Genomic DNA, 21,749 nt, shown 5'->3' with positions numbered 1-21,749 from the left:
CGGCCTTCTACCATTGCCCGGATGGAGCGCTGGAGAATCGACCAATTCGTCGACTCCCTGACCTCGTTGTCCGACAACACGGTGGCCAGCTATGCCTCCGACATCCGGGCCTTCGCCGAGTGGTGCGAGCGCAGCGAACTCGTCGATCCGGCGCTGGTCAAGCGGGCGACGATTCGCCGCTACCTGGCGTTCCTCACCACACGGCAGTTCGCTCGACGCACCATCGCCCGCAAGACGGCGTCGATTCGCCGGTACTGCCGGTGGCTCGTCAGCAACGGGTACGCCGCCGCGGACGCAACCGCCGGCGTGTCGGTGCCCGGTGGCGACGGACGCCTCCCACGGGTGCTCGATGGCCGCGAGCTCTCGTCGTTGCTCGACAACGCCTCCGTCCGCTCCGACGACGAACCCGAATGGCGGCGCCGTCGCGACGACGCGCTGCTCGAGGTCTTGTACGGGTCGGGTCTGCGCGTCGGCGAGCTGTGCGCACTCACCACCTCGTCGCTGCAACTCGACCAGGGAGCGGCCACGGTCTGGGGCAAGGGCTCCAAAGAGCGCCGGGTGCCACTCAGCGAGCCGGCCATCGCCGCACTCCAGTCGTGGTTGGCGATTCGACACGACGTCGTGCCCGCCGAACGCGGCGACCTGCTCTTCGGCAACGAGCGAGGCAACCCGCTCACGCCGCGCGACGTGCGACGCGTCATCGACCGTCGCTCCGCCGTACCGACTCATCCGCACGCGCTGCGTCACAGCTTCGCGACCCACCTCCTCGATGGCGGTGCCGATCTCCGAGCTGTGCAGGAACTCCTGGGGCATTCAGACGTGGCCACCACGCAGCGTTACACTCACGTCAGCCGAGAACGTCTCTCGGCGGCCTACCGCGAGGCACACCCCAGAGCATGAGCATCGTTCCAGAAGACGCCGACCTGCACATGCAGTGGAACCGGTGGTTGAAGCGCCAGAACACCGCGGCGCGCGACCACCTCATCGTCCACTACTCACCGCTGGTCAAGTTCGTGGCCGGTCGTATCGGTGCCGGCCTCCCGTCGAGCGTCGACGCCGGTGACCTCATCGGTTCGGGTGTCTTCGGTCTGATGGACGCCATCGATCGCTTCGAACCCGACCGTGGCGTGAAGTTCGAGACGTTCGCCGTGCCCCGCATCCGCGGCGCCATCTACGACGGACTCCGGCAGCTCGACTGGGTGCCCCGTTCGGTGCGCAGCCGAGCCCGCGACGTCGAACGGGCCTTCTCCGAACTCGAGCACAAGCTCGGCCGAGCCCCGAGCGACGAAGAACTCGCCGAGCAACTCCGCATCACTGAGAAAGAACTCGCGAAGTGGCTGTCGTCGATCGCCAGCACCACGATCGGCCCGCTCGACCGTGCCATCGCCGCCGGCGCCGAGCCTGCAGCCGCCGACGACGCGGCGCACCACTCGCCGTCGGCCGTCATCGAAGACAAAGAACTCAGCGCACTGATGCGTGACGAGATCAAGCGTCTCCCCGAACGCGAGAAGCTCGTCTTGTCGCTGTACTACGACGAGGGCCTGACCCTCGCCGAGATCGGCGAAGTCCTCGGCGTCACCGAGAGCCGCGTGTCGCAGATCCACACCAAGTCGGTCCTGCACCTTCGTTCGCGCCTCACCGCCGCCGGCGTCGGCTGATCATTCGGCGTCGCCGAGCGCGGCGCCCTCTCGACGCTTCGGCGTCCTCGTTCGACGATCGAAGGAGGAGCCATGCGCGCATGCGCACCCATCACCGTCGCCGCCGGCGTCCTCGTCGCTGTGCTGCTGTCACCGTCACCGGCGGTCGCTGCCACCTGCTGGACACCGCCCGTCTCCGGGGTGGTGACCGATCCGTTTCGCGAACCGCCCTGTCCGTACTGCGCCGGCAACCGGGGCATCGAGTACGCGGTGGGTACCCGCACGCCGGTACGTGCCGTCGCCGCCGGCGTGGTCGACTGGAGCGGCACGGTCGCCGGAACCCGCTACGTCGTGGTGCGTCACACCAACGGTTGGCGGGCCACCTACGGGCAGCTCGACTCATCGACGCTGTCGACCGGCGACCGAGTGCTGGCCCGCACCGTGGTGGGGCGAGCGAGCGGTACCGCCTACTTCGGGCTGCGGCGGGGCGACGACTACATCGATCCGGCCCCGTTCCTCGGGCATCTGGTCGGTCGACCGCGCCTCGTTCCGATCGACGGCACGCGTGCACGGGCGGCGCCCGCTCCCAGACTTCGCTGCGCCGCCTCGTGACTTCGCATGACCTGCCGTGATCCTGCGTGACGCTCGCTGCGCGATGGCGTAGTGGCGGTGCGCCGACCCCGATAGCGTGTACCGCTGGCGAATCGACCGATTCGCCGTACGCCAATACTGTCTCATCGGTCAACAGCGGTCGCCGGCACCAGCCGGCGCCGATCGATGGGAACAACCGCACACAGGAGAAACATCATGGCCGTCATCTCGATGCGTCAAATGCTCGACGCCGGTGCCCACTTCGGGCACCAGACACGCCGTTGGAACCCGAAGATGAAGCGTTTCATCTTCGGTGAGCGCAACGGCATCTACATCATCGACCTGCAGCAGACGCTCGGCCGGGTCGACTCCGCCTACAGCTTCGTCCGCGACCTCGTCGCCGGCGGTGGCAACATCTTGTTCGTCGGCACCAAGAAGCAGGCGCAGGACCCGATCAAGAGCTACGCCGAGAAGTGCGGCATGCCCTACGTCAACGAGCGTTGGCTCGGCGGCATGCTCACCAACTTCGAAACGATCTCGAAGCGCGTCTCGAAGATGCTTGAGTACGAGCGCATGAAGACCTCCGGCGAGTTCGACGTCATGATCAAGAAGGAAGCGCTCCTCCTCGACCGTGAGCTCACCAAGCTCCAGCGCAACCTCGGCGGCATGCGCAGCCTGAAGAAGGCGCCCGACGCCATCTTCGTGCTCGACACGCTCAAGGAGCACATCGCCGTCACCGAAGCTCGCAAGCTCGGCATCCCCGTCGTCGCCGTCGTCGACACCAACGTCGACCCCGAAGTCGTCACCTACCCGATCCCGGGCAACGACGACGCCATCCGCTCGAACAGCCTCTTCGCTCGCGTCATCGCCGACGCCGTCGCCGAAGGCCGCTTCATCGCACAGAAGCGCAACCCGGCACCGGCTCCGGCCGTCGAGAAGACGCCCGAAGAGATCGCTGCGTTCGAGAACGCTCAGAAGGCAGCCCGTGACGCCGCCGCGCAGGCCCAGGCCGACCGCGACGCCCGTCTCGCCACCGCCGAAGCAGCACCTGCAGCCGCCCCGGCCGAAGCGCCGGCCGCTGCTGAGGCCCCGGCCGCCGCTGCCGAAGCAGCACCCGCAGAAACCCCCGCCGAAACCCCCGCCGAAACGGAGAGCTGATCTCAATGGCATTCACAGCACAAGACGTCAAAGCACTCCGCGAGTCCTCGGGCGCCGGAATGATGGACTGCAAGAAAGCACTCCAGGAGAACGACGGCGACATGGAGGCCTCCAAGAAGTGGCTCCGTGAGAAGGGCCTCGCGGCCAGCGCCAAGCGCGAAGACCGTGACGCCACGCAGGGCGTCGTCTCGATGGTCGTCGACGGCAACGTCGGCTCCATCGTCGAACTCAAGTGCGAGACCGACTTCAGCGCCGGTTCCGACTCCTTCAAGGCCGAAGCCGACGCACTCGCCGCGCTCGTCGCCGAGAAGGGCACCGACGCCGTCGCCGAGCGCAACGAGCAGCTCGAAGAGCTCAAGGTCACGCTCAAGGAGAACATCAGCATCGGCCGCGTCGAGCGCGTCGAAGCCGCCGACGGAGCAACCCTCGGCCACTACCAGCACATGCAGGGTGGACGCGGCGTCAACGGCGTTCTCGTCGCCGTTGCCGACGGCAGCGACGAACTCGCTCACGACATCGCCGTGCACATCGCGTTCGCTCGCCCGAAGTTCCTCAGCCGTGACGACGTCCCGGCCGACGTGGTCGCCGCCGAGCGCGAGACGCTCGAGACGATCACCCGCAACGAAGGCAAGCCCGAACAGGCCATCGAGAAGATCGTCGACGGTCGCATCCAAGGCTTCTTCAAGGACGTGGCACTGCTCGACCAGCCGTACGCCAAGGACGACAAGCAGTCGGTCAAGCAGATCCTCGGATCGGCCACCGTCACCGCCTTCGCCCAAGTCGAAATCGGCTGACCGGGGCCAGATCGCCCGATTGCGGCGTCAGCCCTCAGCGCTCGTTGGCAGGAGCCAACTCGGCCTCATGCTTCCTTGCACTCGGACGATCTGACTCCCGCTCAGCAGAGCTGAACTGATGGGTGTGATTGGATGGATGCGGGGTTCCAACTCGGCCTCATGCTTCCTTGCACTCGGACGAGCTGACTCCCGCTCAGCGGGCTGACGCTTCGTTGAGACAGCAGAATTGAATTCGTTGGCGTGAATGCTGACGGTTTTTGAACAGCCCCGGTGTTCGTCTTGTACGGTCACCGGGGCTGTTTCGCGCCCGGAACGATCGAGAACACAGGAATTCGCCACATGACAGAACAACCCCGCCCCGGCTACAAGCGCATCGTCTTCAAACCATCTGGTGAGGCGTTGGCCGGGGAGTCCGGCAAGGGTCTCGACGGTGAAACGCTCGACGCGACCGCGTCCGAGATCATCGATCTGCGACAGAACCTCGGCGTCGACGTCGCAGTCGTCGTCGGCGGCGGCAACTTCTGGCGCGGCCGCCAAGGCTCGATGACCGGCATGGACCCCACACAGTCCGACCACATCGGGATGCTCGGCACCGTGATGAACGCACTCGCGCTGCAGGACGCACTCGAACGCCAAGGCCAGGAGACCCGCGTCCAGTCGGCCATCGAGATGCCGCGAATCGCCGAGGCCTACATTCGCCGCCGGGCGGTCCGGCACCTCGAGAAGGGGCGCGTCGTCATCTTCGCCGCCGGTACCGGCAACCCGTTCTTCACCACCGACACCGCCGCCGCGCTCCGCGCTGCCGAGATCGAAGCTGAAGTGCTCATCAAGGGCACCCACTCCGGCGTCGACGGTGTGTACAGCGCCGACCCGCGCACCGACGACACAGCCACGAAGTACGACGAGGTGTCATACATGGAAGTCATGACGAAGGACCTCAAGGTCATGGATGCGACCGCCATCGCGTTCTGCCGTGACAACGACATCCCCATCGTCGTGTTCGACATGTCGAAGCCGGGCAGCCTGCGCAGCATCGTCCAAGGTGGCGACGAAGGCACGCTCGTCCGCTGACCAGGACCGATGTTGGCGGCTCCTGGGAGCTGTCCGAGTTCGACCAGGGCATAACGGCTAGCCTGACGGAGTGATCGAAGACATTCTGCTCGAAGCCATGGACAAGATGGACAAGGCCGTCGAACACACCCAGACCCAGTTCGGCACCGTCCGAACCGGTCGCGCGTCTCCGGCGCTCGTCGAACGTCTCAACGTCGACTACTACGGCGCCCCGGTGCCGTTGCAGCAGCTCGCCTCCATCTCGGTGCCCGAGGCGCGACAGTTGCTCATCAAGCCGCACGACCGCGGCGCACTCGACGCCATCGAGAAGGCGATCCGCGAGAGCGATCTCGGTGTCAACCCCAACAACGACGGCATCGCCATCCGCCTGTCGCTGCCGCAGCTCACCGAAGAGCGGCGCAAGGAGTACGTCAAGGTCGCCAAGAACATGGCCGAAGACGGCCGCATCGCGCTGCGCAACACGCGCCGTGACGCCCGCAAGGCGCTCGAAGGGCTCGAGAAGGACTCCGAGATCTCCGCCGACGATCTCGAACGGGCCGAGAAAGAACTCGACAAGGTCACGAGCGGGCACGTCGAACACATCGACCAAGCGCTGAACCGCAAAGAACAGGAACTCCTGGAAGTCTGACGGGCACGCCCGGCGACCTGGAAGCAGAGAATCAACATGACTGACGACATCTGGCGACACGACGAAGGATCCGAGGGCAGCGCCCGCCGACCCGGCCGTTTCGAGTCGCAAATGGACGACTTCAACGACGACGAGTTCGGCGGACCGCTGTTCGGCGACGACTCGGGCGGCGTGTCGTCGACGGCCACCACCGGCGCCACCGACCGCGTGTCAGCCGACCCGTCAGGACCCGGTCTCAGCTTCGACGACGACGACACCGGATCGCTCCCGCACTGGACCGAACCACCAACGGGCGAGATGCCCAAGATCGAAGCCGCCGGCAACGACGACTCCGCAGACGAAGACCTCGACGTGTGGTCGACCTTCACCTCCGAGTCGCCGGTCTGGAAGGAAGGCGACAGCGTCGACGCCCCGTCGGGCACGCTCACCCGCTCCGACGACCAGGCGCTGCCCTCCGACCCCACCGGCGAATTGAGCTGGGAAGACGACCCGAGCAGCGACATCGAAGTCACCGGGTCGACCGACGTCGTCGCCGCAGCAGCGGCGGCCGCAGCGGCTGCCCCGACGGCGATGACCGAGACCGTCGACGCCGTCGCGCCTCGCGAACCCGCTCGCATCACCATCGGCACCGACCCCTCGGGCATGCCCCGTCGCCCCGAACCGACCCGCCGCGGCGGCCCACCACAGCGCCCGCCGACCGCAGGTGTCCCGACCGGTTCCGACAAGCGCAACCTCCCGGTCGCGGTCTTCTCCGGCCTGCTCCTGGCCGCGGTGTTCCTCGGACTCACGATGTTCGTGGGGCCGCTCGGTTCGCTCATCTTCGTCGCGGTCGCCCTCGCGATCGCTGGTGTCGAGTACTTCGGCAAGGTGACCGAGAAGGGGTACCGCCCGGCGGTTGCCCCGGGTGTCGTCGCCATCGTCGCCGCTCCACTCGCCGGCTATTGGCTCGCCGAATTCGGCCTGCCGCTGGTCATCGTGTTCGCGTTCATGGCGGGTTCGATCGGCTTCATCGGGGCCAGTTCCATCGAGTCGGGCCCCATGCCCAACATGGCCATCACCATGCTCGGCGTCATCTGGATCGGCCTCATGGGGTCGTACGCAGGCATGCTGCTCGACTGGTCGAACGGCTTCGGCGGTGGCACCAACTGGGGGACCGACACGCTCGTGTTGCTCGCCATCGGTGTGGTCGCCAACGACGTCGGCGCCTACTTCGTCGGCAGTGCGTTCGGACGCACCCCGTTGCGCGGCTGGATCAGCCCGGCCAAGTCGGTCGAGGGGTTCCTCGGCGGTGCCGTGCTCACCCTGATCGTCATGGTCATCATCGGCCTGCAGGAGTGGAGCGACACCTGGAGCGACATGAGCCACCTCCTCATGCTCGGCGTGGTCATCCTGATCCTCGCACCACTCGGTGACCTCACCGAGTCGATGTTCAAGCGCAACCTCGACGTCAAGGACTTCGGCACGCTCATCAGCGGCCACGGCGGCGTCCTCGACCGCTTCGACGGCTTCCTGTTCACGTTGCCGGCGGTCTACTACCTCTTCCGCGTCGTCGAACCGTACGCGGCACTCTGATCGTCCGGCGCATCGCCAGATGACCACTCGAGTTGCGCTCGCCGGCTCGACCGGATCGATCGGCACCCAGACCCTCGACGTCGTCCGCGCCGAGAACGAACGAGCCCCAGGGAGCTACGACGTCGTCGCGCTCGCGGCCGGTTCATCGGCCGACCTGGTCATCGAGCAAGCTCGCGAATTCCACCCGCAGCTGATCGCCGTCGCCGACGACGACGCCAGACGCCGTGTTGCCGAGGCCCTACCCGACTGCACGGTGGTCGCCGAACTCGGTGCCGTCGTCGAACCAGCCGACGTGGTGGTGAACGGCGTGGTCGGCTTCGCCGGACTCGCCATCACCGTCGACACGCTGCGTGCCGGCAAGCGTCTCGCGCTGGCCAACAAGGAGAGCCTCATCGCCGCCGGGCCCGTCGTGCAACCGCTCCGGGCCACGCCAGGCGCCGAGTTGGTGCCGGTCGACAGCGAGCACTGCGCGCTCCACATGTGTCTGCGTTCGTCGTTCGCGCCCGAGCGCGAGGTCAGCCGACTCCTGCTCACCGCCAGCGGCGGGCCGTTTCGTGGTCGCAGCGCAGCCGAACTCGCCGAGGTCACGGTCGAGTCGGCACTGGCCCATCCGACGTGGGCGATGGGCCCCAAGATCACCGTCGATTCGAGCACGCTCATGAACAAGGGCCTCGAAGTCATCGAAGCGCACGAGCTGTACGGAACCTCCTACGACGACATCGACGTGGTGGTCCATCCGCAGTCGGTCGTGCACTCGATGGTCGAGTTCGTCGACGGCACCACCATCGCCCAGCTGTCGATGCCCGACATGAAACTACCCATCGGCTACGCGCTCGGCTATCCCGACCGCATCGCCACGCCGTTCGGGGCGATCGACTGGACCACGCTGTCACGGCTCGACTTCGAACCACCCGACCGCGCCACGTTCCGCTGCCTCGACCTCGCCTACCAGGCCGGACGAGCCGGCGGCTCGGCACCGGCCTGGCTGTCGGCCGCCAACGAGATCGCCGTCGAATCTTTCCTGTCCGGAAACTTGCCGTGGAATGCCATCCCCGACGTGTGCGTTGATGTTTTGCAGGTACATGATGGAGAAATCCCGAAATCTGTCGATGAAGTCATCGAGGCCGACGCCACCGCGCGTCGGCTGGCCACCGACATCGTGAACGCCAGAACCTGAACCACACGCACATGACCGATCAACTCACCCCGTCGCCGTTCGACGCTCCGCCGAACCCCGCCGACAACCTGACGCGCTCCGACAAGATCAAGAGCGAACTGATGGCGGGCGGCGCCGTCACCGAAAACGGCGACGACGAACTCGCCGGAGGGTGGCAGGGCGCCCTGTCGATGCTCGGCATCGCCGCACTGTTCGTGTGGCTCGCCGTGCTCAACATCTGGTGGTTCGTGTTCGTTGTCGGGGTCGTCATCTCGATCTTCCTCCACGAGCTCGGCCACTTCGCCACTGCCAAGTGGACGGGTATGAAGGCCACGCAGTTCTTCCTGTTCTTCGGGCCTCGGCTCTGGAGCTTCCGGCGCGGCGAGACCGAGTACGGCGTGCGTGCCATTCCCGCCGGTGCGTTCGTGCGCATCGTCGGCATGAACCGCATGGACGACGTCGAGCCCGAAGACGAGGATCGCACCTACCGCTCGAAGAGCTTCCCGCGTCGCCTGCTCGTCATCTCCGCTGGGTCGATCATGCACATGATCATCGCGGTGGCGCTGCTGTTCACCGTCTACCTCGGCATCGGCGAGCGCACCGACGAGTTCGAGCCGGGCGTGCAGGTCGCGGCGCTGTCGATCAACGGCCCGGCCGAAGAAGCCGGCATCCAGGTCGGCGATGAGTTCGTCGAAGTCGGCGGCCAGACCGTCGAGACCACGCGCGACGTGTTCGACATCGTCGGCACCTACGAACCACAGGAGTTCCTCGACGTCGTCGTGCTCCGCGACGGTGAAGAAGTCGCCTTCAGCGTCGGACTCGGCTCGACCGAGACCGGCCGAGCGCTGCTCGGCGTCACGTCCGGTCAAGAACGCATCTACACCCAGCACAGCGTCGCCGGCGCCGCCACCAACGCCGTCACCGACATCATCCCCGCCTCGTGGGAATCGGTGCAGGGCGTCTTCAAGGCGCTCAACCCCGTCAACATCGTCACCCACCTCACGGGTGACAACGACGATCTCGCCACCCGGCCCACGAGCGTGGTCGGGGTCACCGGGGTGTCCGACGATCTCGGCGACGCCGAGGGCATTTACGGCGTGCTCTGGCTGCTCGCCCTGCTCAACGTGTTCGTCGGTGTGTTCAACATGTTCCCGTTGCTCCCGCTCGACGGTGGGCATGCGGCGGTCGCGGCCTACGAACGCATACGAGAAGCGATGCGCGGCGGCAAGCAGCGCTACATGGCCGACGTCGAACGCCTCATGCCGTTCGCCATGGGCGTCATGGTGCTCCTGCTCGGCTTGTTCACCGCCGCGCTGTATCTCGACATCACCGACCCCCTCTAGGACCAACCACCCGCCGTCATCCGGTGTCAGACACCAGATGACGCAGAACTGGGTCGCTGTGAGGTCTCGTGCGCTCGGAGATGGTTGACTGATCCTCATGGAAGTTGTCTCGGCTGCTGAACGTCGACCCACGCGACAGATCACCGTCGGCGATGTGACCGTCGGTGGCGATTCGCCCATCACGGTGCAGTCGATGACGATCACGAAGACCTCCGACGTCGAAGGCACGCTGCAGCAGATCTACGCGCTGGCCGCGGCGGGTGCCGACATCGTGCGCTGTACGTGCAACGAGATCGAAGCCGCCGAAGGACTCGCGCAGATCGTGCCACGCTCGCCTGTGCCGATCATCGCCGACATCCACCACCAGTACCGGATGGCGATGGCAGCGATGGAAGCGGGCGTCGACGGTCTACGCCTCAACCCCGGCAACATCCGCAAGCCCGAACACATCAAGGCGGTGGCCCGTGAGGCCAAAGACCGCAACCTGCCGATCCGCATCGGCGTCAACGCAGGCTCCCTCGATCCGAAGCTGTACGAGAAGTACGGCGGGGCCACCCCCGAAGCCATGGTCGAGTCGGCGCAGACCGAGATGCAGTACTTCGACGAGGTCGGCTTCGACCTGATCAAGATCTCGGTCAAGGCGTCGTCGGTGCCGCTGATGGTCGAGTCGTATCGAGCACTCGCCGAGGTCACCGACTACCCGTTGCACCTCGGTGTCACCGAGGCCGGCCCGCCGCCCGCTGGGCTGATCAAGGCCACGGCCGGCATCGCGACGCTGCTCATGGAGGGCATCGGCGACACGATCCGCTACTCGCTCACCGCCGACCCGGTCGAGGAGGCCAAGGCCGGTCGTCAACTGCTCGAAGCGCTCGGCCTCCGTGAACGCAAGAACATCGACCTGATCGCGTGCCCGTCGTGCGGACGCGCCGAAGTCGACGTGATCAAGGTCGCCAACGATGCGATGGAAGCCTTCGGCGAGCGCGAGATCCCGCTTCAGGTCGCGGTGATGGGGTGCGTCGTCAACGGCCCGGGTGAGGCTCGCGACGCCGACATCGGCATCGCCGCGGGGAACAAGCGCGGCCACCTGTTCATCAAGGGCCAGAACGTGGCCGTGGTTCCCGAATCCGAGATGGTCGATCAGCTCGTCGAATGGGCCGAGTTCATCCACGAGCACGGCACCGAGGCCGCTCTCAAGCGCGCCGACCTCGACAAGGCCCGCCGTGAAGCCGAGAAGGACCGTGCCAAGCTCCTCGAAGAGCAGGGCGACGACGCCAACCTGGCCAACGAGAAGATCGTCGAGATCCGCAAGAAGTAGCAACCCGCTTGTTTCTTCTCGTCCCGGTCGAAAAGAAACAAGCGGATGTTTCCCTCGGTCCCGGTCGAAAAGAAACAAGCGGGCAGGTCAGGTCAGAGCGTGGTGACGACGAAGGTGGTCGTTTCGGCGTAGACCGGCGTGCCGGGGGAGAAGTAGAGCGTCGTGCCGTCGATCGTGACGGCCAGTTCGTGCCCGACGGCGGTGTGGCTGTCACCGGCCTCCAGCTTGAGCAGCGCCACGCCGGCCTCGGGCAGCGGATATCGCCCGTCGGTCACCTCCATGACCGGTTGCGCCAGTGGCGTGGGATCGACCACGTCGAGCAGCAGGTCGATGTCGACCTCCTTCACCGTGAGGCCGCCGCGAACGACGTTGTCGCTCGCTCGCATCAACTCGATGCCCGAACCGCGCAGGTAGGCGTGGAGGTTGCCGGCCGTGAGATGAATCGCCTCACCCGGTTGCAACGTGACGTGGTTGAGCAGCAGCGTGACCACAACACTCGGGTCGCCGGGGTAGCGCTCGGCGAGCGTGCGTACCCAGGCCGCTTCGGGCCCGTCAGCGTCGGCGCATACCGCGATCGTGTCGGTGGGGTCGATCTCACCGAGGTACAGCGCCCGCATCGCGGCGCCAGCACCGTCGGCGGCAACCGTGTCGGCCAACCGATCGGCTCCTATCCGCCGAAGCAGGTCGACCGTGGCGTCGTCGGGACGCACACCGCACAACGCCTCGAACTCGGTGAGTGCGACGAGGAGTTCGGGCTTCGGGTACGCATCGCCGAACACGCCCTGCTCGAATCCGTCGGCCGCTTGCTCGGGCGTCGGATGCGCCTGCAGTGAGAGTGGCTCGGCTGCCGACAGTACCTTCAGCAGGTAGGTGAGTTCGCCGGTGAGTTCACTCAACGGTTCGCCGTTGTCGAGCAGCGTGGGGCCGTTCGGGTGGGTGCCGAGCCAGAGTTCGGCCCAGGGCTTCCCCTTCCCGGCCACGCCGAGCAGGTTCGGGATGAACGTCGGATCGCCCCACTCGTAGTGCTGCACGACACCTTCGACCACCCGTACTGGCATCACGCCACCATACGGCCCCTCGCGTCGGGTTCTCGCTTCCCGCAACACCCTCCAGCCTCCATCCCGTCCCCAAGGTTTTGCCCCGGCAATCCGTCATCCGTGACGCCCAGCCGGGGCAAAAACCCCACGACCCGAGTTCTGCCCCCGGAATCCGTCACCCGTGACGCCCTGGAGGGGCAAAACCCGGACGCGTCCGACGTGGCTGCCTGAGGGTGATTTCTGCCCAGGCTCGATGTCGTCGCGTGAGGGTGATTTTTGCCCAGGCCAAATGTGGTCGCGTGGGGGTGATTTTTGCCCAGGCTCGATGTGGTCGCGTCGGGGTGATTTTTGCCCAGGCTCGATGTGGTCGCGTGGTCCTTTTACCCCTGGTCTTCGTCATCGGTGACGTCTTGGAGGGGCGAAACGTCGCTCGGGGACGTTGCGCCGGGGGCGACCGGGGTCAGAGGTGGAGTTCGGCGGCGCGGGCGAGGACGCCGTCGCGTTCGGCGCCGATGGTCGTGGTGTCGCCGTGGCCGGTGTGGACGACCGTGTGATCGGGGAGTTCGAGCAGCACGTTGCGGATCGACGCGAGGATCGTCGGCTCGTCGGAGTACACCCGACCGGTCGCACCCGGGCCTCCGCAGAACAGCGTGTCGCCACTGACGACCGCTCCGGTGGCGACGTCGTGGAAGCAGCAGCAACCGGGGGAGTGGCCCGGCGTGTGGAGGATCCCGAGTTCGTGGCCGCCCGCCGTCAGCGTGCGCCCCGGTTCGATCGGGCCGTCGAAGTCGTGTTCGGGATACACGACGCTCCAGAGGAAGCGGTCGAACTCGTGCAGCAGGATCGGTGCGTCGACCGCATCGCGCAGTGCGACCGCGGCGTTGATGTGATCGTTGTGCCCGTGGGTGAGCACGATGCCCTTCACCTTGCGGCCGTTGACCGCGTCGACGATCGGTTGGTGGTCGTGCGCGGCGTCGAAGATCAGGACTTCCTTGTCATCACCGACGAGCCAGATGTTGTTGGTGACCTCCCACTCGCCGCCGTCGAGGGCGAAGATGCCGTCGGTCGTGACCAGTTCGAACGCCATCAGAGCACCACGACCGAGCGCAGCACTTCGCCGCGCTCCATCTTGTGGAACGCCTCCTCGACATCGCCGAGGCCGATCTCTTCGGACACGAAACCATCGAGGTCGAGGCGACCCTGCAGGTAGAGGTCGATCAGCATCGGGAAGTCACGCTCGGGCAGGCAGTCGCCGTACCAACTCGACTTGAGCGATCCGCCCCGGCCGAACACTTCGATGAAGGGCAGCTCGATGGTCATCTCGGGGTTCGGAACGCCGACCAGGACCACGGTGCCGGCGAGGTCACGAGCCTCGAAGCACTGCTTGTAGACGGCGGGGTGGCCGATGGCTTCGATGCACACGTCGGCGCCGTTGCCGTCGGTGACCGACTGGATGTACTCGACCGGGTCGACGTTGCTCGAGTTGCACGTGTGCGTGGCGCCGAAACCCTTTGCCCACTCGAGCTTGCGATCGTCGATGTCGACCGCGATGATCGTCGACGCACCTGCGAGCTTCGCCCCGGCGATCGCCGCATCACCGACGCCGCCACAACCGAACACGGCGACCGACTGGCCGCGCGTGACCTGGCCGGTGTTGATCGCTGCGCCGATGCCCGCCATCACGCCGCAACCGAGCAGACCGGCAGCGGTGGCCGGGGCCTTCGGATCGACCTTGGTGCACTGGCCGGAGTGGACGAGCGTCTTCTCACAGAACGCTCCGATACCGAGAGCCGGCGAGAGTTCGGTGCCGTCGGTGAGCGTCATCTTCTGCGCCGCGTTGTGCGTGTCGAAGCAGTACTGCGCTTCGCCACGCTTGCAGGCGCGGCAGTTGCCGCACACCGCTCGCCAGTTGAGCACGACGTAGTCGCCGACCTCGACGTTGGTGACACCCTCGCCGATCGACTCGACGACACCTGCTGCTTCGTGGCCGAGCAGGAACGGGAACTCGTCGTTGATGCCGCCTTCGCGGTAGTGCAGGTCGGTGTGGCAGACACCGCACGCCTGGATCTCGACGACCGCCTCGCCCGGGCCGGGATCGGGGATGACGATGGTCTCCATCGACACCGGTTCGCCCTTCGCCTTGGCAATGATTCCGCGTACTTCTTGGCTCATGCCGAGCAACCTAGTGGCTTCCGCGGAGCGCTGACCACGTTCGCTCCGCACGTGCGTGAGACATGTGTGGGCGACGTCACACCAGCAGTACGAACCGATCGGGAACCGACGTGGACGCGCGGTCGTCAAACACACATGGAACGACGAACGCTTCTCACCCTGTTGCTCACCGCACCCGCTGCTGCCGTGCTGGCAGCGTGTGGTTCCGACGATGCCGGCGCCCCTGCTCAGACCGGCGACCCGTTGCCTCCCGTGACCGATGTGACCACCGTGCCCACCACGCTTCCGGATCCCGACCAACCCGTCACCGCGATGCTGGAGTTCGGCTACTACGGCGGCTTCACCACTCGCGACGTCGCCTTCCAGCAGCAACCGCAGGTGCTGTTGACCTCCGATGGGCGGCTGATCACGCCTGCTCCGACCATCGCCATCTATCCCGGACCGCTGGTTCCGCCGGCGAACGTCCAGACCATCACGCAGGAGGGCATCGACAGGTTGCTCGACGCGGCGCGGGACGCCGGGCTGTTCGCCGATGTCACCTATCCGGAGCATGCTCACGTGGCCGATGCCAGCACCGCCACGCTGCGGATCACCGTCGACGGCGAGACCTACGTCCACGAGGCGTATGCGCTGGGGATCGACGAGTCACTGGACGAACTCCAGCCCGAGGGGGATCGACTCGGCGCAGCGAGCGGCCTGGAAGAGTTCGTGGCGTTGCTCGGTGACATCCCGGCGCTGGTCGGAGCAGATGCGCTCGGCCCGGCCGAACCGCACCGACCGGAGGCCTACCAACTCTCGGCGGTTCCTGCCGGTGACCTGTCGGGCTACGAACTCGAGCCCACCGTCGTCGAGTGGCCGACCGACACGGGGGTGATCCTCGCCGATGCCGCCGATTGCACCGAAGTCGACGCCGCGCAGGTCGGTGAGCTGCTCGAGAGCGCCGATCAACTGACGTTCTTCGCCGAGGACGGCGTCACGTATCAGGTGCTCGCCCGACCGGCCTACCCCAGCCGATCGTGCTGACGGTGCGTCGGCTTCGTCGAGGACGTCCCTCGGCCGAGCAGCAGCCTCAGAACAGTTTGAGCTCGTCGGACTTCATGCCCCGGAGTTCGTCGTAGTCGACCTCGACCCACGTGAAGCCACGTGACTCGGCGAGCACCTTGGCCTGCGGTTTGATCGACTGCGCCACATACACGCCGCGGACCTCGCCCAGCGACGAATCGAGTTGGAGCCGCTCGATGTAGCGGGCCAGTTGCTCGACGCCGTCGATCTCGCCCCGTCGCTTGACCTCGATCGCCACGACCTGGTCGGATTCGTCGCGGCAGAGCAGATCGACGGGGCCGATGGCGGTCGGGTACTCGCGTCGTACGAGCTTGAGACCCTCTTCGATCGAGGTCGGGCTCGCGGCGAGCAGTTCTTGCAGGTGGGCCTCCACGCCGTCCTTCTGGAGGCCGGGGTCGTCGCCGAGTTCCTCCGACACGTCGGAGAGCACCTCGTGCAGCGTGATGGTCAGCGTTTCCTTCTTGTGGTTGCTGACCACCCAACGATGCCCGTCGTCGTCGTCGATCTCGACGATCGTGTTGGGCGCGTTCATCCAGTTGAGGGGCTTGTAGGCGCCGCCGTCGGCATGGATCGCCACGCACCCGTCGGCCTTGAGCATGATGAGGCGATTCGCCTCGGGCAGATGGGCGTCGAGACGACCGGCGTAGTCGACGGAACAACGGGCAATCACCAAGCGCACGAGCGCCGACCCTATCGCCAGCGAGTCATCCGGTGTCAGACACCGGATGATGCGAGCTCAGGTCATCTTGATCTTGCCGCCCTCGGCTTCGACGTGCTCTTGCATGCGCTTCTGGATGAGCGCTCGACGCTGCTGGAGCTCGCGATAGGTGAGGGAGTTGACGTTCGATTCGAGGCCCATGCTGGCCTTCACCCCGTCCATGTCGAACTCGACCTCGTTGGGGTTCACGCCGAGTTCGCGTCCGAGACGCTCGCCGTGCTTCATGGCGAACATCATCGAGATGTTCGACACCTCGCCGATCAGGTCGAGATCGGGGGCGAGCCGGGCGATGGCGCCGTCGAGGAACACGAGGTTCTTCACGTACAGCATCAGTTCCTTCGGGAGCTTGGCGCCGTAGCCGAGCATCGCCTTGACCACCCGCTGGACCTCGGCGACCATCTCCTCGCCGGTCAGCGTCGTGGGGTCGATGACGTCCTGGTCGAGTCGGAGATCGCGGATGACCGCATCGATGTCGGTGTCGACCGGGAGCGCGCCGAGGTCGCGCAGCGCCTCGACCTGGCTCCTGGGATCGTTGGTGGTCGCCCCGAGCATGAGGCGCAGGAACGCATTGCGGCGGGGGCCGCTGAGCCGTCCGACGATGCCGTAGTCGAGCAGCGCGGTGCGTCCGTCGGCGAGCACGAACAGGTTGCCGCCGTGCAGGTCGCCGTGGAAGATGCCCTCGACGATGGCGCCTTCCATGAAGGCGATCATCGCCGTCCGCACGACGTCTTCGGTGTCGATCCCGGCGTCTTTCATGCCGGCGACGTCGTCGAAGTTGAAGCCGTGCACGCGCTCCATGACGAGTACACGCCGGGTCACGAGCGAGGGGTGGGGGCGGGGCACCACGTAGCGGTCTTGCTCGAGGTCGTGGAGCATCGTGGCCACGTCGAGCATGTTGGCCGCCTCCATCCGGAAGTCGAGTTCTTCGACGATGGTTTCGGCGAAGAGTTCGACCAGCGCGGGCGGGTTGGCGAGCGCGGCGACGGGGATGCGGCCGACGAGGTGCGGGGCGAGCCACGCCATGACGCGGAGGTCTTTGCGAACGAGGCGTGACACCGATGGCCGCTGCACCTTCACCACGACCTCTTCGCCGGTTCGGAGGCGGGCGGCGTGGACCTGGGCGATCGAGGCGGCGGCGAGGGCCGTCTCGTCGAAGTACTCGAAGACGTCGTCGAGGCGAGCCCCGAGGTCTTCTTCCACCGTCTGTTTGACGACGGAGAACGGCTCGGCGGGCACCTGGTCACGGCATCGTTTGAACTCGTCGACGAGTTCGGCGGGGAAGAGACCTTCGCCCGACGAGATGATCTGACCGAGCTTGATGTACGTCGGTCCGAGGTCTTCAGCGGCGGTGCGCAGTCGCAGCGACACGTCGGCGCGGCTCGCCGAAGCGTCGGCATGCTGCTTGCGCTTCTTGCGAATCATCCACGGGACGAGTGCACGCCCGAGACGGCCGGCGACGGTGACGACGCGCAGCCCCGGAGGAAGCTTCGACGGCTTGGTGAGCACCGGCACCTCGGCCTGAGCTCGAACGCGGAGCGTGGCAGCGAGTTCGGACCATCGGACGTCGGCGCGGTCGAGCGTCCACGGTCCGGTCTCGGTGAACGACCCCCAGGCGAGGTCGGTCGCCGGCCCGTCGCTCGTCACGGATACGTCATCAGGCACGGCCATACGACATCCATGATGACGCATGTCGACGGGGTCGCGCCGACGGAGCCCTGTGAAGTTCGTCGCCGAGTTCCCGCTCGCTGCCGTCGAATCGGTACGCGGAGCAGCGCCAGAAGCGACGGTGCGATGCGAGCGTGCGGCCCGGTCGGAAGCAGCCATAGCACGATGGTCGGATGTGGCCGGGGATGGACGGTAATCATGACGAAAAACAGAGTCAAGCGTGAGAGAGCGATGTCCGAATCATTGGCATGTCCGTCGTGATCTTCACCGCCGTCGAACTGGCGGCTCTGACCGGTGCCCTGGGCAGCCTCGTGCGGAAACGCTCGCAGATGCTGGCCGTGCGTCCGGTGCGCGTCGACCGCTGACGCGGTTTGGCCGAACGCGTCGTTTCCCGCGACGATTGGGCTCATGAGTGATCGCCCGTTCAACGTGCTCGGTATCCAACAGGTCGCGATCGGCGGGCTCGACAAAGGGGCCCTGACCGACCTCTGGAGCGGACTGCTCGGCGTCGAGAAGGTCGGCGACTACGTGGCCGAATCCGAGAACGTCGACGAAGACATCCTGCGGCTCGGTTCCGGGCCGCACGCCGTCGAGATCGACCTGATGCAGCCGATCGATCCGGAGAAGTCGCCGAAGGTGCATTCACCGACGCTCAACCACCTCGGCCTCTGGATCGACGACCTTCCCGCAGCGGTCGACTGGCTGACCGAGCAGGGCATGCGCTTCACACCGGGTGGCATCCGCAAGGGAGCCTCGGGTCACGACGTCTGCTTCATGCACCCGAAGGGCAACGACGAGTCGCCACGCAGCGGCGAGGGCGTGCTCATCGAGTTGGTGCAAGCGCCCGCAGACGTCATCGCTGCCCTCGGCTGACCGCACGGGAGCGCGGTCCACTGGATTCACTGCGCGCTCCGATCGGCTAGAACTGCCGTTCGTGGGGCACGCAACGAACCAACCGACCTGGGTCATCGACACGCTCGCGAGCGAGAAGTACCCGATCTACAGCCGGGCCAACGCGGGCGAAGTGTGCCCCGATCCGATGTCGCCGCTGTCGGCGACGATGACGATGGCCGGCCCCGGCGAAGACGGGTATCGAGACGCCTTCATCGCTGCCGGCACGTTCACGCCCGACGAGTTCGAGGCCGACCGTCCCAACTGCATCGGCGTGTTCGGCGGCTACATGTATCTCAACATGTCGTTGGCGCGCATCTACGGCGTGCGCATGCCCGGTATGAGTCCGGAGATGGTCGACGAGCAGTACTACGGCGACATGCCGGGCATCACGCCGTATGCCGAGGAGGCTCGACCGACCGACGAGAACGCCGACCGGTCGGAGCAACTCGCCGGATACCTGGGCGAACTGTTCACCACCGCCGACCTTCCCGAGTTGCGTGCCGACCGCGATCAGATGTGGCGTCGCATCGAACGACGCCCCGACCTCGCGAAGCTCACCGATCAGGAACTGGTCGACCACGCCCGGGCCTTCATGCCCATGTTTCGCAGGCTGTTCTGCCAGCACATCCTGATCTCGGCGGGTGCCGGTTTCGGTATCGGCACCGTCGCGGGCGTGTGCGACGCGATCGGCAGACCCGAACTCACCATGACGCTGTGCTCCGGTCTCGGTGACGTCGACTCGGCGGCCCCGAGTTGGGCGATGTGGGAACTGTCGCGTCTCGACGAGGACAGCGACGAGTACCGCGCCGGCTTCGACGACTTCCTGCGCCGATTCGGGAGCCGAGGCCCCAACGAATGGGATCTGCACAGCAACACCTGGGGGACCGATCCGATGCTGCCGACCGTGGCGATCCGGGCGATGCGCCCAGCACCCGATGCCGACAGTCCGCAGGCGCGCACCGAGCTGCGTATCGCCGAGCGGGAGCAGGCCACGGCGACGGTGCGCGAGATGCTGACCGGTGCCGACGACGAGACGAAGGGCACCTTCGAAGCGGGTTTGCAGTGCGCCCACGTGTACGCCGCGGGTCGTGAACGGTCGAAGACCAACTGCATCCTGCTCGTCCACGAGATGCGGCTGTCGTTGCGTGAACTCGGGCGACGCCACGCCGAGGCGGGCCACATCGCCGAGCTCGACCAGATCTTCATGCTCACCGAACGCGAACTCGACGGGTTCGTCCGTGAACCGACATCGTTCTCCGATCTGATCTCCGAGCGCGAGCAGACGTGGCGGAAGATGTTCGATCACGTGCCACCGTTCGTCACCAACGGTGCACCCGAGCCCTGGACCACCTGGCCGCGCCGAGACGCTGTCGCCGACGGCCAGGAAGCGGTCGTCGGCCTCGAGTTGACCGGTATCTCCGGCTGTCCGGGCGTGGCTCGGGGCCGGGCGCGGGTGGTGCTCGATCCGGCTGACCCGCAGGGTCTCGAACCCGGTGAGATCCTCGTGGCGCCGGTCACCGACCCAGCCTGGACGCCACTGTTCGTGCCCGCAGCGGCGGTCGTCGTCGACGTCGGCGCGCAGATCACGCATGCGGTGATCGTCAGCCGCGAGCTCGGCTTGCCGTGCGTCGTGTCGGTCACCGGGGCGACGAAGACGATTCCCGACGGAGCGATCATCGAAGTCGACGGTGGCACCGGCACCGTGACGATCATCTCGCTCGACGCGGCAGACGAATGACCGAGTCCTCCGTGCTCGGCGGCGATGCGCCTGGGCCGCTCGACGGCATCAGGGTGGTCGAACTCGGGATCTGGGTGGCCGGTCCGGCGGCCGGTGGGATCATGGCCGACTGGGGTGCCGACGTGATCAAGATCGAAGCCGCGGCCGGCGATCCGCAGCGAGCGGTGTTCGCCTCGATCGGCGTTCGAGACGACATCCCGGTTCCACCGTTCGAGATGGACAATCGGGGCAAGCGGTCGGTCGTGATGGACCTCCGCGACGCTGCGGAAGTCGAACGGCTCCACGGTCTGATCGCCAGCGCCGACGTGTTCATCTCCAACATGCGGCCAGGGGCGCTCGAACGACTCGGTCTCGACCACCAGACCGTCTGCGAGCGCCACCCGTCGGTCGTGTACGGCCTGGTCACGGGGTATGGGCTCGAAGGCGAGGAACGTGATCGGGCCGGGTACGACGTCGGCGCCTACTGGGCCCGATCGGGCCTGGCGCACACGTTGATGCCGCCCGGCGAATTGCCGCCCAACCCTCGCTCGGGCATGGGCGATCACCAGACCGGCATGACCTTGGCGGCCGGGGTGATGGCCAAGCTCGTCGAACGGGGCCGCACCGGTCGAGGCGGGCTGGTCACCACGAGCCTGCTCCGAGTCGGGATGTACTCGATCGCTTGGGACATCAGCGTCGAGATGCGCTTCGGGAAACGGGCGGCGACGACCTCGCGCACCGAGGCATCGACGCCGCTCGTCAACTGCTACCTCGCCGCGGATGGGCGCAGCTTCTGGCTGATCTGCCTCGAAGGGGACCGTCACTGGCCGAAGTTGCTCGCTGCGATCGGGCCGAGTTCGCTCGATGCCGACGAACGCTTCGCGACGGCCAAGGGTCGGTATCGCAATGCGAGCGCGCTGATCGCAGAACTCGACGCGATCTTCGCCGCGCACGACTACGAGCACTGGACGTCGGGATTCAACGAGCACGACGTGTGGTGGGCGCCGATCAGTTCCATCCCCGACGTGCTGGCCGACCCACAGGCGCAGCACGGCTTCGTCGACATGACCCCGCGTGACGGGGACGAACCGTTCCGTGCGGTGGCGACTCCGATCGACTTCGCCGGGTACACGATTCGCCCGGGCGTGGTGCCGATGCTCGGCGAGCACACCGACGAAGTGCTCGCCGACCTCGACGAGCACTGACGGTCGCGGCCGCC

At 66.5% G+C, this 21,749-nt stretch carries 20 protein-coding genes; 15 read left to right on the top strand and 5 right to left on the bottom strand.

The window, feature by feature from the left end:
- Positions 1 to 21 precede the first annotated feature (21 nt).
- From YM304_RS13805 to ispG, 11 genes are all read left to right on the top strand, one after another.
- On the top strand, positions 22 to 900 hold the full coding sequence (locus YM304_RS13805; protein WP_015442313.1) for a tyrosine-type recombinase/integrase: 879 nt from the start codon (positions 22 to 24) through the stop codon (positions 898 to 900).
- A complete protein-coding gene (locus YM304_RS13800) occupies positions 897 to 1,658 on the top strand; it encodes a FliA/WhiG family RNA polymerase sigma factor (protein ID WP_015442312.1) in 762 nt (253 codons plus the stop codon). Before YM304_RS13805 ends, YM304_RS13800 begins: the two co-directional genes overlap by 4 nt.
- A gap of 72 nt (positions 1,659 to 1,730) precedes the next feature.
- Positions 1,731 to 2,249: a murein hydrolase activator EnvC family protein gene (locus YM304_RS22650; protein ID WP_015442311.1), complete on the top strand. Its 519-nt coding sequence runs from the start codon at positions 1,731 to 1,733 to the stop codon at positions 2,247 to 2,249.
- 195 nt (positions 2,250 to 2,444) lie between these two features.
- Entirely contained in the window at positions 2,445 to 3,386 is a 942-nt protein-coding gene (gene rpsB / locus YM304_RS13790) for a 30S ribosomal protein S2 (protein ID WP_015442310.1), read from the top strand.
- Between the two features lie 5 nt (positions 3,387 to 3,391).
- On the top strand, positions 3,392 to 4,180 hold the full coding sequence (tsf, locus tag YM304_RS13785; RefSeq protein ID WP_015442309.1) for a translation elongation factor Ts: 789 nt from the start codon (positions 3,392 to 3,394) through the stop codon (positions 4,178 to 4,180).
- A gap of 339 nt (positions 4,181 to 4,519) precedes the next feature.
- Positions 4,520 to 5,251 (top strand): UMP kinase, encoded by a 732-nt coding sequence (gene pyrH, locus YM304_RS13780; RefSeq protein WP_015442308.1) that lies wholly within the window; start codon positions 4,520 to 4,522, stop codon positions 5,249 to 5,251.
- A 70-nt stretch (positions 5,252 to 5,321) separates the two neighbouring features.
- Complete coding sequence (gene frr / locus YM304_RS13775; RefSeq protein WP_015442307.1) at positions 5,322 to 5,879, top strand: ribosome recycling factor; 558 nt, start codon at positions 5,322 to 5,324, stop codon at positions 5,877 to 5,879.
- 36 nt (positions 5,880 to 5,915) lie between these two features.
- Complete coding sequence (locus YM304_RS22645) at positions 5,916 to 7,451, top strand: phosphatidate cytidylyltransferase (protein WP_051071437.1); 1,536 nt, start codon at positions 5,916 to 5,918, stop codon at positions 7,449 to 7,451.
- Between the two features lie 19 nt (positions 7,452 to 7,470).
- A complete protein-coding gene (gene dxr, locus YM304_RS13765) occupies positions 7,471 to 8,628 on the top strand; it encodes a 1-deoxy-D-xylulose-5-phosphate reductoisomerase (RefSeq protein ID WP_015442305.1) in 1,158 nt (385 codons plus the stop codon).
- Between the two features lie 11 nt (positions 8,629 to 8,639).
- Positions 8,640 to 9,950, top strand: a complete 1,311-nt coding sequence (locus YM304_RS13760; protein ID WP_041298310.1) for a M50 family metallopeptidase — start codon at positions 8,640 to 8,642, stop codon at positions 9,948 to 9,950.
- Between the two features lie 97 nt (positions 9,951 to 10,047).
- On the top strand, positions 10,048 to 11,265 hold the full coding sequence (gene ispG / locus YM304_RS13755) for a flavodoxin-dependent (E)-4-hydroxy-3-methylbut-2-enyl-diphosphate synthase (protein WP_015442303.1): 1,218 nt from the start codon (positions 10,048 to 10,050) through the stop codon (positions 11,263 to 11,265).
- 92 nt (positions 11,266 to 11,357) lie between these two features.
- Here the strand turns inward: ispG and manA are convergent, their stop codons facing one another.
- The 3 genes from manA to YM304_RS13740 form a co-directional block, all read right to left on the bottom strand.
- Positions 11,358 to 12,323 carry a mannose-6-phosphate isomerase, class I gene (manA, locus tag YM304_RS13750; RefSeq protein ID WP_015442302.1) on the bottom strand — a complete coding sequence of 322 codons (966 nt, stop codon included), beginning with the start codon at positions 12,321 to 12,323 and terminating at the stop codon, positions 11,358 to 11,360.
- 439 nt (positions 12,324 to 12,762) lie between these two features.
- Entirely contained in the window at positions 12,763 to 13,389 is a 627-nt protein-coding gene (locus YM304_RS13745) for an MBL fold metallo-hydrolase (protein ID WP_015442301.1), read from the bottom strand.
- Positions 13,389 to 14,474 carry an S-(hydroxymethyl)mycothiol dehydrogenase gene (locus tag YM304_RS13740; protein ID WP_015442300.1) on the bottom strand — a complete coding sequence of 362 codons (1,086 nt, stop codon included), beginning with the start codon at positions 14,472 to 14,474 and terminating at the stop codon, positions 13,389 to 13,391. The genes YM304_RS13745 and YM304_RS13740 overlap by 1 nt, the downstream gene beginning before the upstream one ends.
- Before the next feature lie 135 nt (positions 14,475 to 14,609).
- Here YM304_RS13740 and YM304_RS13735 point away from each other — a divergent pair, with 135 nt between their 5' ends.
- Positions 14,610 to 15,497: a hypothetical protein gene (locus tag YM304_RS13735; protein WP_015442299.1), complete on the top strand. Its 888-nt coding sequence runs from the start codon at positions 14,610 to 14,612 to the stop codon at positions 15,495 to 15,497.
- A 46-nt stretch (positions 15,498 to 15,543) separates the two neighbouring features.
- On the opposite strand, the gene nucS is transcribed toward YM304_RS13735, so the two are convergent.
- Complete coding sequence (gene nucS / locus YM304_RS13730; RefSeq protein ID WP_015442298.1) at positions 15,544 to 16,215, bottom strand: endonuclease NucS; 672 nt, start codon at positions 16,213 to 16,215, stop codon at positions 15,544 to 15,546.
- Between the two features lie 57 nt (positions 16,216 to 16,272).
- Positions 16,273 to 17,898, bottom strand: a complete 1,626-nt coding sequence (locus tag YM304_RS13725; RefSeq protein ID WP_231897593.1) for an ABC1 kinase family protein — start codon at positions 17,896 to 17,898, stop codon at positions 16,273 to 16,275.
- A 429-nt stretch (positions 17,899 to 18,327) separates the two neighbouring features.
- On the opposite strand from YM304_RS13725, the gene YM304_RS13720 reads away from it, so the two are divergent.
- The 3 genes from YM304_RS13720 to YM304_RS13710 all read left to right on the top strand — a co-directional run bounded on the left by YM304_RS13720 (position 18,328) and on the right by YM304_RS13710 (position 21,735).
- Positions 18,328 to 18,792 (top strand): VOC family protein, encoded by a 465-nt coding sequence (locus YM304_RS13720; protein WP_015442296.1) that lies wholly within the window; start codon positions 18,328 to 18,330, stop codon positions 18,790 to 18,792.
- A gap of 61 nt (positions 18,793 to 18,853) precedes the next feature.
- A complete protein-coding gene (locus tag YM304_RS13715) occupies positions 18,854 to 20,551 on the top strand; it encodes a PEP-utilizing enzyme (RefSeq protein ID WP_015442295.1) in 1,698 nt (565 codons plus the stop codon).
- On the top strand, positions 20,548 to 21,735 hold the full coding sequence (locus YM304_RS13710; protein ID WP_015442294.1) for a CaiB/BaiF CoA transferase family protein: 1,188 nt from the start codon (positions 20,548 to 20,550) through the stop codon (positions 21,733 to 21,735). The genes YM304_RS13715 and YM304_RS13710 overlap by 4 nt, the downstream gene beginning before the upstream one ends.
- The last annotated feature ends 14 nt before the right edge of the window (positions 21,736 to 21,749 follow it).

It is taken from the genome of Ilumatobacter coccineus YM16-304 (assembly GCF_000348785.1).
In the GTDB taxonomy this organism is placed as follows: domain Bacteria; phylum Actinomycetota; class Acidimicrobiia; order Acidimicrobiales; family Ilumatobacteraceae; genus Ilumatobacter_A; species Ilumatobacter_A coccineus.
Note: the sequence above shows the minus strand (reverse complement) of the source record. Positions and strands in the feature narration are given on the sequence as shown.

Excerpts from the sequence above, each read along its gene's own strand:
- YM304_RS13805 (WP_015442313.1), top strand. The coding sequence starts at position 22 with ATGGAGCGCTGGAGAATCGACCAATTCGTCGACTCCCTGACCTCGTTG.
- YM304_RS13800 (WP_015442312.1), top strand. The coding sequence starts at position 897 with ATGAGCATCGTTCCAGAAGACGCCGACCTGCACATGCAGTGGAACCGG.
- YM304_RS22650 (WP_015442311.1), top strand. The coding sequence starts at position 1,731 with ATGCGCGCATGCGCACCCATCACCGTCGCCGCCGGCGTCCTCGTCGCT.
- rpsB (WP_015442310.1), top strand. The coding sequence starts at position 2,445 with ATGGCCGTCATCTCGATGCGTCAAATGCTCGACGCCGGTGCCCACTTC.
- tsf (WP_015442309.1), top strand. The coding sequence starts at position 3,392 with ATGGCATTCACAGCACAAGACGTCAAAGCACTCCGCGAGTCCTCGGGC.
- pyrH (WP_015442308.1), top strand. The coding sequence starts at position 4,520 with ATGACAGAACAACCCCGCCCCGGCTACAAGCGCATCGTCTTCAAACCA.
- YM304_RS22645 (WP_051071437.1), top strand. The coding sequence starts at position 5,916 with ATGACTGACGACATCTGGCGACACGACGAAGGATCCGAGGGCAGCGCC.
- dxr (WP_015442305.1), top strand. The coding sequence starts at position 7,471 with ATGACCACTCGAGTTGCGCTCGCCGGCTCGACCGGATCGATCGGCACC.
- YM304_RS13760 (WP_041298310.1), top strand. The coding sequence starts at position 8,640 with ATGACCGATCAACTCACCCCGTCGCCGTTCGACGCTCCGCCGAACCCC.
- ispG (WP_015442303.1), top strand. The coding sequence starts at position 10,048 with ATGGAAGTTGTCTCGGCTGCTGAACGTCGACCCACGCGACAGATCACC.
- manA (WP_015442302.1), bottom strand. The coding sequence starts at position 12,323 with ATGCCAGTACGGGTGGTCGAAGGTGTCGTGCAGCACTACGAGTGGGGC.
- YM304_RS13745 (WP_015442301.1), bottom strand. The coding sequence starts at position 13,389 with ATGGCGTTCGAACTGGTCACGACCGACGGCATCTTCGCCCTCGACGGC.
- YM304_RS13740 (WP_015442300.1), bottom strand. The coding sequence starts at position 14,474 with ATGAGCCAAGAAGTACGCGGAATCATTGCCAAGGCGAAGGGCGAACCG.
- YM304_RS13735 (WP_015442299.1), top strand. The coding sequence starts at position 14,610 with ATGGAACGACGAACGCTTCTCACCCTGTTGCTCACCGCACCCGCTGCT.
- YM304_RS13720 (WP_015442296.1), top strand. The coding sequence starts at position 18,328 with ATGAGTGATCGCCCGTTCAACGTGCTCGGTATCCAACAGGTCGCGATC.
- YM304_RS13710 (WP_015442294.1), top strand. The coding sequence starts at position 20,548 with ATGACCGAGTCCTCCGTGCTCGGCGGCGATGCGCCTGGGCCGCTCGAC.